Origin of the sequence: Micromonospora sp. NPDC023644 (assembly GCF_040640115.1) — a bacterium.
Lineage (GTDB): Bacteria > Actinomycetota > Actinomycetes > Mycobacteriales > Micromonosporaceae > Micromonospora.
Map to the genome: position 1 here is coordinate 53,950 of NZ_JBFABA010000030.1, position 11,477 is coordinate 65,426.

Sequence of the window (11,477 nt, forward strand, 5' to 3'; positions counted from 1 at the left end):
GCACTCCTCGCGCTCACCGGTTCCCCCCGTACAACTTGACCTCGTCGACGCCGTCGGTCTCCGCCAGGGTGACCTTCACGCTCTCCGCCAGCGAGGTCGGGATGTTCTTGCCGACGTAGTCGGCGCGGATCGGCAGCTCGCGGTGGCCGCGGTCGACCAGGACGGCGAGCTGGACGGACGCCGGCCGCCCCACGTCGTTGAGCGCGTCGAGCGCGGCCCGCACCGTGCGGCCGGAGAAGAGCACGTCGTCGACGAGGACGACCCGCTTGCCGTCGATGCCGCCGGGCGGCACCTGGGTCGGCCCGACCGCGCGGGTGGCGTGCCGGCGCAGGTCGTCGCGGTAGAGGGTGATGTCGAGCACGCCGACCGGGACGGTCACGTCCTCGAAGGTGCTGATCCGGGCGGCGAGCCGCTTCGCGAGCGGGGCGCCCCGGGTGGGGATGCCGAGCAGCACCGTGTTCTCGGCGCCCTGGGTCTTCTCCAGGATCTGGTGGGCGATGCGGTCGACCACGCGCTGGACGTCGGCGCTGGCGAGGATCACCTTCACCGAGGGTTGTCGCGGCGGCGGCGACTGGGCAGCCGTTGGGTAGGCCACGGCGGACCTCCTTCCCCGCCTCACGGGACGGGTCGTTAAAGGACGTCGGATGCCGGCACCGGGACGCGAGCGGCCCGGACCGGGGCTTCCCGCCACGTTACCAGTGGTCACCGCACTGACCACCGCCGGCTGCTGACCCCCCGGTCAGCCCGGCGAAAAGCGGACAACTCCCCCGGTGATCCCAACGGTAAGGTCACGACCACTTGACCAGTTGTACCAATCCCCGTACCGTCACGCTCCGTAGCGACCCCTGGGAGAACCCCGAGCAGCACTGGGAGTGTTTAATGCCCTCTGAATACGCCAAGTCTCTGGGCGCCCGCCTGCGCTCCATCCGCCAGCAGCAGGGCCTCTCCCTGCAGGGCGTGGAGGAGAAGTCGAACGGGCGGTGGAAGGCGGTGGTGGTCGGCTCCTACGAGCGCGGCGACCGCGCCGTCACGGTGTCGCGCCTGGCGGAGCTGGCCGACTTCTACCGCGTTCCCGTCTCCGAGCTGCTGCCCGACGGCAGCGGGGTTCGCCACGAGCCCACCAGCAAGATCGTCCTGGACCTGGAGCGGCTGTACGACGAGGCCTCCGAGGACCTGGCCTACGTCGCCCGCTACGCGCGCGCCATCCAGCAGCAGCGCGGTGACTACAACGGCCGCGTGCTCTCCATCCGCGCCGACGACCTGCGCGCGCTCGCGATCGTCTACGACGCCTCGCCGTCCGGCCTGATCGAGCGGCTCACCGAGCACGGTGTGCTGGTCGCCGACCCGCGGGCGTTCTTCGCCAGCTGACCCCGACGACGAAGAGGGCCCGTGCCGACGGCACGGGCCCTCTTCGTCGTCGTTCGGTCGTCCGGGTCGCGGTCCCGCCCGCCGTCACCCGCCGGTGTGACGCACGTCGGGTGTGACGTGCGCCGCTTCAGCGGGTGGCGTACTCGGCGATGCGGCCGAGGATGCCGTTGAGGAAGCGCGGCGAGTCGTCGGTCGACATCTGCCGGGCCAGCTCGACGGCCTCGCTGATGGCCACCGCGTCGTCGATCTCGTCGACGTAGAGCAGCTCGTAGACCGCGATCCGGGCGAGGTTGCGGTCGACCGCCGGCATCCGGTCCAGCGTCCACCCCTCGGCGTAGCTGGCGATCACCTCGTCGATCCGGTCGAGGTGGGCGGCGACACCCTCGACCAGGCTCACCGCGTATCCCAGGTGCTCGGGTCGGGGCTTCTCGATCCGCTCGATGTAGCCGGCGAGCACCTCGACCGGCGGACGGTTCCGCAGGTCGGCCTCGAAGAGCACGTCCAGCGCCCGCTTGCGCGCCTTGCGGCGCGCCGGCATCTGCTGCTTGGGACCCTCGGCCATCAGGCGCGGCCGAGGTAACGGCCGTCGCGGGTGTCGACCTTGATCTTCTCGCCGGTGGTGATGAAGAGCGGCACCTGCACGGTCGCGCCGGTCTCGACGGTGGCCGGCTTGTTGCCGCCGGTCGACCGGTCGCCCTGCAGGCCCGGCTCGGTGTAGGTGACCTCCAGCACGACGCTGGTCGGCAGCTCGATGTAGAGCGGGACGCTCTCGTGGGTGGCCACGGTCGCCTCGGCCTCGGGCAGCAGGTAGTTCGCCGCCTCGCCGACGGTGGCCTCGGGCACGGTGATCTGGTCGAACGTCTCCAGATCCATGAAGACGTAGTCCTCGCCGTCGGCGTAGAGGTACTGCATGGTGCGCTTGTCCACGGTCGCGGTCTCGACCTTGGTGCCCGCGTTGAAGGTCTTGTCGACCACCTTGCCGGACAGCACGTTCTTCAGCGTGGTACGCACGAACGCACCACCCTTACCGGGCTTGACGTGCTGGAACTCGACGACGGCCCAGAGCTCTCCGTCGAGGTTGAGTACCAGGCCGTTCTTCAGGTCGTTGGTGGTGGCCATTTCCTGCCTTGATCATCAATTGGCGGACAGACCTGGCAAGTCTACTAGTTGCGCCGAACGCCGCTGCCCGCCGCTGCCCGCCACCCGCGCGCGCCCCTCCCCTCCGCCGCTTGCCGCCGCCGCTCGCCACCCGCGACGCGGCGCTCCCCGCCGTCGCTCCCCGCCGTCGCTTACCGCCGCCGCTCGCGGCCCGCGACGCGGCGCTCCCGGCCGCCGCTTGCGACGGCCATCGACGCCGCCGCCCCCGTCGCCCACGCCGACCCCCACCGCCGCCCCGACCACCCCGCCTCCGGCCGCCGGCATCGCGAGGTTCCTGGCGACAGGACGCGCCGGCCGTCACCCTCCGCACACTCCGCACGCCCCCGACGGGGAACCCCACGCTCCCTTTGCTCTGCAGCCATGTACGCACCACTCACCCACGGTCACATACCGGCCCCTGCGACCCTTCGCCACCGAGGACGAAGCCGCAGGTCAGGCCGCTGGTGCGGATCCGGCTGCAGAGCAAAGCGCCCGAAGGGCAGGGAGAGGGAGCCTCGAGGCCGGTGACCGACCGTGACGGAGATCGAGGTGACCCAGTGTGACGGCACCCGGCCGGCGGGCGGGGCCGGCGGGCGGGGCCGGCGGCGGCGGGCGGCGGGGCGACGACTTAGCGGGCGGCGGGCCGGCGGGTCAGGGGGCGGCAGGTCGGCGGGCGGCCAGGTGGTGCAGGGCCAGGCGGTAGCCGTCGACGCCGAGGCCACAGATCACCCCGGTCGCCACCGCCGACACCACGGAGTGGTGCCGGAACTCCTCGCGGGCGTGGATGTTGGAGATGTGCACCTCGACGAGCGGCCCGCGCAGCATGGCGCAGGCGTCCCGGACCGCGTACGAGTAGTGCGACCAGGCGGCGGGGTTGAGAACCACGGCGGCACCCTCGTCGGCGGCGGCGTGCAGCCAGCCCAGCAACTCGTGCTCGGCGTCGGTCTGCCGGACCGTCACGTCCAGGCCGAGCTCCCGCCCGGTCGACTCGCAGAGCGTCACCAGATCGGCGTAGCTCGTCACCCCGTAGACGTCCGGCTGTCGGCTGCCGAGCCGGCCGAGGTTCGGCCCGTTGAGGACGTGGACCTTCACGCGGCCACCTCGCGGTAGGCCGCCTCCAGCAGCTCGTCGTCCGGGCCCTCCAGGATCGTCGGCCGGGCCAGCCCGTCCAGCACCACGAAACGCAGCTGGTCGCCCCGGGCCTTCTTGTCCACCCGCATCGTGGCGAGCAGTCCGGGCCAGGCCTCGGCCCGGTAGCTGGTGGGCAGGCCGAGCGCCGCCATGGCCGTGCGGTGCCGCTCCGCCGTCGGGGCGTCCAGCCGGCCGGCCAGCCGGGCCAGCTCACCGGCGTAGACGACGCCGACCGACACCGCGTGACCGTGCCGCCAGCGGTAGCCCTCCGCCTTCTCGATCGCGTGGGCCAGGGTGTGGCCGTAGTTGAGCACCTCCCGCACGCCCGACTCGCGCAGGTCGCCCGAGACGACGTCGGACTTCACCCGGATCGCCCGCTCGATCAGCTCGCGGGTCACCGGGCCGGTCGGGTCGGTGGCCGCGGCCCGGTCCCGTTCCACCAGGTCGAGGATCACCGGGTCGGCGATGAAGCCGCACTTGACCACCTCGGCCAGGCCGGCGGTCAGGTCGGCCCGCGGGAGGCTGTCCAGCGTCGCCAGGTCGGCGAGGACGCCGACCGGCGGGTGGAACGCCCCGACCAGGTTCTTGCCGGCGGCGGTGTTGATCCCGGTCTTGCCACCCACCGCCGCGTCGACCATGCCCAGCAGCGAGGTCGCCACCGGCACCCAGCGCACCCCGCGCAGCCAGCAGGCCGCGACGAAGCCGGCCAGGTCGGTCACCGCGCCGCCCCCGACGCCCACCACCGCGTCGGTACGGGTGAAACCGGCCTCGCCCAGCCGGTCCCAGCAGGTCGCCGCCACGTCGATGCGCTTGCCCGCCTCGGCGTCCGGCACCTCGATCAGCAGCGGCGCGACGCCGGCCGCGCGCAGCCGCCCGCAGATCGCGTCGGCCACCTCCTTGAGCGGGTACGCGTGCAGGACCGCCACCCGCATCGCGTCCGGCAGCAGCCCGGGCAGCGCGTCGAGCAGGTCGCGTCCCACCAGCACGTCGTACGGGCGCTCGCCGCCGACCGGGATCCGGGTCACCTCGTCCATCGCCGGCAGCCTAGTCCAGCCGCCCGGCGCCGGGCGGGAACTGTCCACTTCGTGGCCACCCCGCTCGCGCCCGCCCGCCGCCCGGCGCGGGCCGACCCCGGGCGCGGCCGGATCACCCGGGTGCCGTCGGATCGCCGGGCTCTCGGGCGGCCCAGGCGGCCAGCCGGCGGGCGTGCTCGGCGACCTCGCCGCGCAGGGCGTCGGGACGCAGGACGGTGAACGGGCAGCCCAGCCCGGCGAGCAGCTGGGCCATCCCGCCCAGGTGCTCCGCGCGGGCACGCAGCAGCACGCCGCCGGCGGTCGCGCTCAGCTCGGCCACGCTCGGCGGGAGGCGGCGTCGGGCGGCGGCCAGGTCGGTCTCCAGCAGCACCTCGACGTCGTGGGCGTACGGGACACGGGCCAGCGAACGGGTCACCTGGGCCACCGGGTCGAAGCCGTCGGGGACGGTGAAGGTCTCCTCCCCCGGCTCCACCTCGCCGATCCGGTCCAGCCGGAACGTGCGCACCTCGCCGCGCAGGTGGTCGTGGCCGGTGACGTACCACCGGCCGGCGTGGAAGACCAGCCCGTACGGGTCGAGCTCCCGGCGGGTCGCCGCGCCGGAGAAGGAGCGGTGGTCCAGCCGCACCCGGCGCCGCTGCCGTGCGGCGGCGCCGAGCGTGAGCAGCGTTCCGGTCGCCGGCCGGGCCGGCGACGCGGACCGACGCAGGGTGAAGCCGAGGTGCTCCTGCACCGCGGCGAGGCGGTCACCCAGGGTGGGCGGCAGCACCCGGCGGATCTTGGCCAGCGCGGTCGCGGTCGCCGGCTCCTCGGTGCCCAGCCCGAGCCGCTCGGCGGCGACCAGACCGAGCAGCACGGCGACGGCCTCGTCGTCGGTGAGCATCAGCGGCGGCAGCTTGTAGCCGGGGCGCAGCCGGTAGCCGCCGTGGCGGCCCCGCTCGGCGGTCACCGGGATGCCCAGCTCGGCCAGGGTCGCGGCGTAGCGGCGCACGGTGCGTCCGTCCACCCCCAACCGGCGGGCAAGTTCGGCCCCGGTGAGCCGGTGGTGGCTCTGGAGCAGTTCGAGCATGCCGAGCACCCGGGCGGCGGGATGTGACACGGGCCACTCCTGCAAAGCGGGCGGAAAGCGTCCGGATTCGATCGTACGGTATTCCCGGACGAGAGAGGGAGGTCGCAGATGGCGACGTTCGTGCTGGTGCCGGGTTTCTGGCTGGGCGGTTGGGCGTGGCGCGAGGTGACCGCGGCGCTGCGCGGGCAGGGCCACGAGGTCCATCCGGTGACGCTGACCGGGGTGGCCGAGCGCGCCCACCTCGCCGGCCCGGAGGTGGGACTGGAGACGCACACCACCGACATCGTCCGGTTGATCGAGGTGGAGGACCTGCACGACGTGGTGCTGGTGGGGCACTCCGGCGGCGGGCTGCCGGCGGTCCAGGCGGCGGACCGCATCGGAGACCGGATCGCCCGGGTGGTCTACGTGGAGAGCGGGCCGATGCCGGACGGCATGTCGCAGTTCGACAGCAACCCGCCCGAGGAACAGGAGCGGCTGCGCGCCGAGATCGGCGACGGGCACCTGCTGCCGCCACCCGCGTTCGACCCGGCGGAGGACCCGGAGAACCTGGCCGGGCTGGATTCCGCCGCGCTCGCACTGCTGCGGCGGCGCGCCACGGCCCACCCGCTGCGCGCCGCCACCGACCCGGTGCGCCGCACCGGTGGGCGCGCGGTGCCGACGGCCCTGGTGGCCAGCACCTTCCCGCTCGAGGTGGTCGAGGACATGATCGCGCAGGGCCACCCGTTCTTCGCCGGGCTGGCCGGCGGCCAGCTGCACGCGCTGCCCACCGGGCACTGGCCGATGCTCAGCGAGCCGAAGGCCCTGGCCGACGTGCTCGACCGCATCGCCCGCGACTGACGGCCACCGGCGCTGCGGGGCCCGCGGCCGCCGGCATGCGGACGCGGAGCCGGGCACGCCAGCGACCTGCACTCCGCCCGAGCTGCCGTTCGCACCCGCACCTCCGGGGGGCCGCACCCGGGCGCTGGCTCTAAAGTAACCCCGGTCCAGCGCCTCGGCGGCGGCACGCTCTCAGCGCTTGAGCAGCGCGGCGATCTCGGCGGCGATCTCCGCCGGTTCCCGCCCGTCGGTGACGACCGTGGCGGTGGCCACCTCGGCGTAGAGCGGGCGGCGCTGGTCCAGCAGGTACTTCAGCGTCGCCCGCGGGTTGATCGCCAGCAGTGGGCGGCCCGCGCCGAGCCCGACCCGCTTCACCGCGTCGGAGAGCTCGACGGAGAGGTACACCACGAAGTGCCCGACCAGGGCGGCGCGGTTCTCCTCGGCGAGGATCGCGCCGCCGCCGAGGGCGAGCACGCCTCCGCACGAGGCCAGCCCCGCCGCCACGGCCGCCCGTTCGAGGGTACGGAAATGGTCCTCACCCTCGTCGATGAAGATCTCCGGGATCGGCTTGCCGGCCAGCCGCACGATGTCCAGGTCGGTGTCGCGGAACTCCACGCCGAGCAGTTCCGCCAACGCCAGCCCGACCGTGGTCTTGCCGGAGCCGGGCGCCCCGACCAGCACGCAGACCGGCGCCATCAGCGGCACCGCCGGCCGGCCGCGCGCCTCGCCCGCCGGCCCGCGCTCACCGGATCACCAGCGCGTCGAGGTAGCCGGCCAGGTTGCGGCGGATCTCGGCGACCGAGTCGCCGCCGAACTTCTCGGTGGCGGCCTCGGCCAGCACCAGCGCCACCATCGCCTCGGCGACGACGGCTGCGGCGGGCACGGCGCAGACGTCCGAGCGCTGGTTGATCGCGGTGGCCGGCTCGCCGGTGGTGACGTCCACCGTCGCCAGGGCCCGGTTCAGCGACGAGATCGGCTTCATCGCGGCCTTCACCCGCAGCGGCTCGCCGGTGGTGATGCCGCCCTCCAGCCCGCCGGCGCGGTCGGTGACCCGACGCACGCCGGTGGCGCTGGGAATGATCTCGTCGTGCGCCTCGGAGCCGCGCGAGCGCGCCTGCTGCCAGCCGTCCCCGATCTCCACGCCCTTGATCGCCTGGATCGACATCAGAGCGGTGGCGAGCCGGGCGTCGAGCTTGCGGTCCCACTGCACGTGGCTGCCCAGGCCCGGGGGCACCCCGTACGCCAGCACCTCGACCACGCCGCCCAGGGTGTCGGCGGCCTTCTTCGCGGCGTCGACCTCGGCGACCATCCGGGCACTGGCCTCGGGGTCGAGGCAGCGCAGCGGGTCGGCGTCGATGCGGGCGGCGTCCTCTGGCGTGGGGCGCAGCCCCGGCTTGGCGGCGACCGGGCCCAGCTCCACCACGTGGGAGACGATCTCGATGCCGAGGGCCTGCCGGAGCAGCGCCTTGGCGACCGTGCCGACGGCGACCCGGGCGGCGGTCTCCCGCGCGCTGGCCCGTTCCAGGATCGGCCGGGCGTCGGTGTGGCCGTACTTCTGCATGCCGGCCAGGTCGGCGTGCCCCGGCCGGGGGCGGGTCAGCGGCGCGTTGCGGGCCTGGCTGGCCAGTTCCTCCGCGTCGACCGGGTCGGCGGCCATGACGGTGCGCCACTTGGGCCACTCGGAGTTGCCGACCCGGATCGCGACCGGGCTGCCGAGCGTCACCCCGTGCCGGAGCCCACCGATGATCTCGACCTCGTCCTGCTCGAACGACATCCGCGCGCCCCGGCCGTAGCCGAGCCGACGCCGGGCCAGCTCACCGGCGATCTCCCCGGTGGTCACCTCGATGCCGGCGGGCACGCCCTCGAGCATCGCGACGAGGGCGGGACCGTGCGATTCCCCTGCAGTCAACCAGCGCAACACAGCGGTCAGTCTGTCACGCCCGGTGGCCGCCGCCGTGCGGTGCCCGCCGCGTCCCGCCCTGCGGACGCGGCGCGGCCCGCCGCGGCGTCGGCGCGACCACCGACACCGAGGCCGGGGGAGACCGGCGCGCCGGCCGCCCGGCCCCGATCCGCCGTGCGGACCCGCGCGGCCCGGGGCCGGGCCGGTCCTCGCCGGACGCGCCCCGGGCGCGCGGGTTCAGATGCCCCGGCCGCGCTTGTGCAGGGTGCGCAGCACCGCGTCGGCGCGGACCACCCGCCCGGCCACGGCGAGGGCCAGGTACGCCCGAGGCTCGCGCGGGTTGCGCCGGAGGGTGTGCCGGGCCCAGCGCATCGCGCCCCGCCGGTCGCCGGACGCGGCACGGGCGAAGGCGATCTGCCCGGTGACCCGCGCCTCGCCGGCCGGCTGGGTGCCGAACTCGGGGTAGCGCTCCAGCAGCCACTGCAACGCCTCGGAGATGGTGTCCCAGCGCTGCGCGAAGTAGGAGCGCTTGTGCCAGCGCACCAGCACGTACGGGGTGCGCAGGTTCACCAGCGGCGCGCTGCGGGCGGCCCGGAGCAGGAACTCGTAGTCCTCCGCGTAGCTGCCCGGGATCTCCTCGTCGACCAGCCCGAACCCGTCGCGCAGCGCGGCGGCGCGGATCAGGAAGGTCGACGGGTGCAGCTCCGTCATCCGGTCCCGCAGCAGGTCGGCCAGGGTGACCGAGTCCTTCGGCAGTGCCCGGTCGACGGTGTGCCCGTCGTAGCTGACCCGGATGCCGCAGCTGACGAACTCCGCGTCGGGGTGGGCGGCGAGCGCCTCGACCTGGGCCCGCAGCTTGCCGGGCAGCCACTCGTCGTCGTCGTCGCAGAACGCGACGAGCTCACCGGTGGCGGCCAGGACGCCGGAGTTGCGGGCGCCGGCCAGGCCGGGGGCGCGCTCGTTGCGGATCACCCGCACCAGCCGGTCCGGGCGGGACAGCTCGGTCAGCGAGGCGTCCGGTTCGGACTGGTCGTGGACGACCACCACCTCGATCGGGCCGGGGTGGTCCTGGTCGAGGATGGCGCGCACGGCGGCCCGGAGCAGCTCCGGGCGGTCCCGGGTGGGCACCACCGCGCTCACGCTCGGGTGTTCGGTCATCGCCGCTCTCCGTTCCGGCCCGACCGTGCCCACGGCCGCCACCTCGTCCGCTGCCGTCGTCCGGTCGACGCGGCCACCAGGTCCTCCACGATCCGTCCCACCCGCTCGACCGCCGCGCGGCGCGCCTCGGACGCCGCCGGGTCGGCCGCGACGGCGAACCGGGACGGGTCGGCGAGGCCGGCGGCGAGCGCCGCGAAGAGCGCCTCCCGGGTCTCGGCGAGCGCCACCATGCCGGCCGCGCCCAGGCGGCGGGCGAACAGCTGCTGGTGGTCGTCGACGTGCTCGCCCCGGGTCGGGTCCCGGGGCACGACGATCGGCAGGTGACCGTGCCGGCGGGCCTCCAGGATGGTGGCCGGGCCGCCGTGGCAGACGACGAGGTCGGCCTCGGCCATCGCGGTCTGCAACTCGTCGTGGCCGAGGAAGGGCACCGCCCCGGGCACCCCGGGGGCCCGGGTGTGTCCGTGCTGGACGGTCAGCCCGACGCCCTCGGCGACGGCGGGGTGCCACTCCTCCAGCCAGCCGACCAGGCGGTCGAACGGGTGCTTGTCGGTGCCGACGGCGACCAGCAGCCGGGACCGGGCGAGGTCGCCGGGGTCGCGGGGCCGGGGCACCCGGTTGGCGGGCGTCGGCCGGGGGCGGCCGGGGGCGACCCGGTGCGCGGGGGCGGTTCCGGTGCTCTCGGCGCTCACAGCAGGGTCCCCACGACGGTGGCCTCCGGGTACTGCCGGCGCTGCTCGTCCCACTGCACGAGCATCGCGGAGAGGAACGGCCGGCAGAGCCGGGCGGTCAGGGTCGGGGTGTCGATGCGGTCGTACACCTCGATGTAGACGGTCGGCACGCGCCGGAGCCGGGCCAGCACCACGAACGGCACGGCCACGCCGGCGCCGGTGGTCACCACCGCGGCGACCCGGCGCGACCGCAGCACCCGCCAGGCGAGGACGGCGTTGCGCAGCAGGTTCGGCACGTTGCGGGTGGTCGGGTGGTGGGCCGGGACCAGCTCCTCGCCGGCCAGCAGCGAGAGCGCCTCGGGCGTGTCGAAGGTGACCCAGCACCGCCGCCAGCGTTCGTACCACGGACGCAGGGCGAGCAGTTGGGCCAGGTGGCCGCCGCTGGAGCCCACCAGGAGCAGGACCCCGGGCTCGCCGGCGTCCTCGGTTGTCGTTTCCACGCGACTCCCCACAAGTGCGCTTGGCTGTTCGGTGGTCGCCACGCGACAGCAGATCACACGTCCCCCGGCTGGTGAAATAGGGCGACCGGGCGACAGATCGATCTCCGCGGGTGGCGGATCGGATACGCCGCGGCGAATCATCGATATCGACGATCGTCACGACCTGGAGTTTCCTCGTCACCGTCCGGATCCGACGGTGCGCGGCGGGCTCCACCGATTTCGGCGGATCAGCCGCTATGTCGTTTCTCGATGACGTCCAGCAGGGCAGGATGCAGCGCGGCGTTCCAGCCGGCGCCTGCGTCGGCGAGTCGCCAGGTGCGCAGCCACATCTCCAGCAGGTAGGCGTCGGCCACCAGCCGCCGGGCCGCCGCCCCGAGCCCGAGTTCGGCGCCGTACCGGTCCAGGTGGGCGTCGACGGCCCGCGCCGCCGCCGCGGCCGGCTCGCCCCGCAGCACCAGGGCCCGCTGGAACGCGTCGTGCGCCAGGTCGAAGCCGAGCGGCACGTCCGGCCCGCTGTGCTCCCAGTCCCAGGCGACGAGGCGGCCGGCGTGCACGCCGAGGTTCCAGGGCACCCAGTCGCCGTGCCAGTGCCCGAACTCGACGGCCGTGTCGCCGTGCCGGTCGGTCAGGGCGGCCACGGCGGCGACCGCCCGGGCCCCGTCCGGCGTGCCGGCGGCGGCGCGCCCCGCCTCGGCGGCG

13 protein-coding genes and 1 pseudogene are annotated in these 11,477 nt (G+C 74.7%); 2 read left to right on the forward strand and 12 right to left on the reverse strand.

The genetic code is table 11. The annotated features are described in order from the left end of the window. Positions 1-13 precede the first annotated feature (13 nt). On the reverse strand, positions 14-595 hold the full coding sequence (pyrR, locus tag AB0G08_RS20490; RefSeq protein ID WP_358090173.1) for a bifunctional pyr operon transcriptional regulator/uracil phosphoribosyltransferase PyrR: 582 nt from the start codon (positions 593-595) through the stop codon (positions 14-16). A 284-nt stretch (positions 596-879) separates the two neighbouring features. On the opposite strand from pyrR, the gene AB0G08_RS20495 reads away from it, so the two are divergent. Beyond that, positions 880-1,368 carry a helix-turn-helix domain-containing protein gene (locus AB0G08_RS20495; RefSeq protein WP_013285505.1) on the forward strand — a complete coding sequence of 163 codons (489 nt, stop codon included), beginning with the start codon at positions 880-882 and terminating at the stop codon, positions 1,366-1,368. Positions 1,369-1,495: 127 nt separating this feature from the next. On the opposite strand, the gene nusB is transcribed toward AB0G08_RS20495, so the two are convergent. From nusB to AB0G08_RS20520, 5 genes are all read right to left on the reverse strand, one after another. Further along, entirely contained in the window at positions 1,496-1,906 is a 411-nt protein-coding gene (gene nusB / locus AB0G08_RS20500; RefSeq protein WP_357872626.1) for a transcription antitermination factor NusB, read from the reverse strand. A 23-nt stretch (positions 1,907-1,929) separates the two neighbouring features. Further along, a complete protein-coding gene (gene efp / locus AB0G08_RS20505; protein WP_357872602.1) occupies positions 1,930-2,487 on the reverse strand; it encodes an elongation factor P in 558 nt (185 codons plus the stop codon). A gap of 669 nt (positions 2,488-3,156) precedes the next feature. Beyond that, the gene (gene aroQ, locus AB0G08_RS20510) at positions 3,157-3,597 is read right to left on the reverse strand and encodes a type II 3-dehydroquinate dehydratase (protein WP_358090176.1); all 441 of its coding nucleotides are present in this window, start codon (positions 3,595-3,597) and stop codon (positions 3,157-3,159) included. Next, positions 3,594-4,670 (reverse strand): 3-dehydroquinate synthase, encoded by a 1,077-nt coding sequence (aroB, locus tag AB0G08_RS20515; RefSeq protein WP_358090179.1) that lies wholly within the window; start codon positions 4,668-4,670, stop codon positions 3,594-3,596. The genes aroQ and aroB overlap by 4 nt, the downstream gene beginning before the upstream one ends. A gap of 112 nt (positions 4,671-4,782) precedes the next feature. Continuing rightward, complete coding sequence (locus AB0G08_RS20520; RefSeq protein ID WP_358090182.1) at positions 4,783-5,766, reverse strand: YafY family protein; 984 nt, start codon at positions 5,764-5,766, stop codon at positions 4,783-4,785. Between the two features lie 78 nt (positions 5,767-5,844). On the opposite strand from AB0G08_RS20520, the gene AB0G08_RS20525 reads away from it, so the two are divergent. Beyond that, positions 5,845-6,573 (forward strand): alpha/beta hydrolase, encoded by a 729-nt coding sequence (locus tag AB0G08_RS20525; RefSeq protein WP_358090185.1) that lies wholly within the window; start codon positions 5,845-5,847, stop codon positions 6,571-6,573. A gap of 171 nt (positions 6,574-6,744) precedes the next feature. On the opposite strand, the gene AB0G08_RS20530 is transcribed toward AB0G08_RS20525, so the two are convergent. The 6 genes and pseudogenes from AB0G08_RS20530 to AB0G08_RS20555 form a co-directional block, all read right to left on the reverse strand. Continuing rightward, positions 6,745-7,248, reverse strand: a complete 504-nt coding sequence (locus AB0G08_RS20530) for a shikimate kinase (protein WP_358090188.1) — start codon at positions 7,246-7,248, stop codon at positions 6,745-6,747. A gap of 46 nt (positions 7,249-7,294) precedes the next feature. Further along, positions 7,295-8,473, reverse strand: coding sequence for a chorismate synthase (aroC, locus tag AB0G08_RS20535; RefSeq protein WP_358090191.1), 1,179 nt, complete (start codon positions 8,471-8,473; stop codon positions 7,295-7,297). A gap of 216 nt (positions 8,474-8,689) precedes the next feature. Continuing rightward, on the reverse strand, positions 8,690-9,610 hold the full coding sequence (locus AB0G08_RS20540) for a glycosyltransferase family 2 protein (protein ID WP_358090194.1): 921 nt from the start codon (positions 9,608-9,610) through the stop codon (positions 8,690-8,692). Then, positions 9,607-10,221, reverse strand: a complete 615-nt coding sequence (locus AB0G08_RS20545) for a glycosyltransferase (RefSeq protein ID WP_358090201.1) — start codon at positions 10,219-10,221, stop codon at positions 9,607-9,609. The genes AB0G08_RS20540 and AB0G08_RS20545 overlap by 4 nt, the downstream gene beginning before the upstream one ends. A gap of 74 nt (positions 10,222-10,295) precedes the next feature. Further along, positions 10,296-10,778, reverse strand: a complete 483-nt coding sequence (locus tag AB0G08_RS20550) for a UDP-N-acetylglucosamine--LPS N-acetylglucosamine transferase (RefSeq protein WP_121395268.1) — start codon at positions 10,776-10,778, stop codon at positions 10,296-10,298. Between the two features lie 227 nt (positions 10,779-11,005). Then, a pseudogene (locus tag AB0G08_RS20555) lies at positions 11,006-11,477 on the reverse strand (hypothetical protein); the annotation flags it as partial.

Bases quoted from the DNA above. Each gene is read 5' to 3' on its own strand.
- efp (WP_357872602.1), bottom strand. From the start codon at position 2,487: ATGGCCACCACCAACGACCTGAAGAACGGCCTGGTACTCAACCTCGAC.
- AB0G08_RS20540 (WP_358090194.1), bottom strand. From the start codon at position 9,610: ATGACCGAACACCCGAGCGTGAGCGCGGTGGTGCCCACCCGGGACCGC.
- AB0G08_RS20525 (WP_358090185.1), top strand. From the start codon at position 5,845: ATGGCGACGTTCGTGCTGGTGCCGGGTTTCTGGCTGGGCGGTTGGGCG.
- AB0G08_RS20495 (WP_013285505.1), top strand. From the start codon at position 880: ATGCCCTCTGAATACGCCAAGTCTCTGGGCGCCCGCCTGCGCTCCATC.
- nusB (WP_357872626.1), bottom strand. From the start codon at position 1,906: ATGCCGGCGCGCCGCAAGGCGCGCAAGCGGGCGCTGGACGTGCTCTTC.
- aroB (WP_358090179.1), bottom strand. From the start codon at position 4,670: ATGGACGAGGTGACCCGGATCCCGGTCGGCGGCGAGCGCCCGTACGAC.
- AB0G08_RS20530 (WP_358090188.1), bottom strand. From the start codon at position 7,248: ATGGCGCCGGTCTGCGTGCTGGTCGGGGCGCCCGGCTCCGGCAAGACC.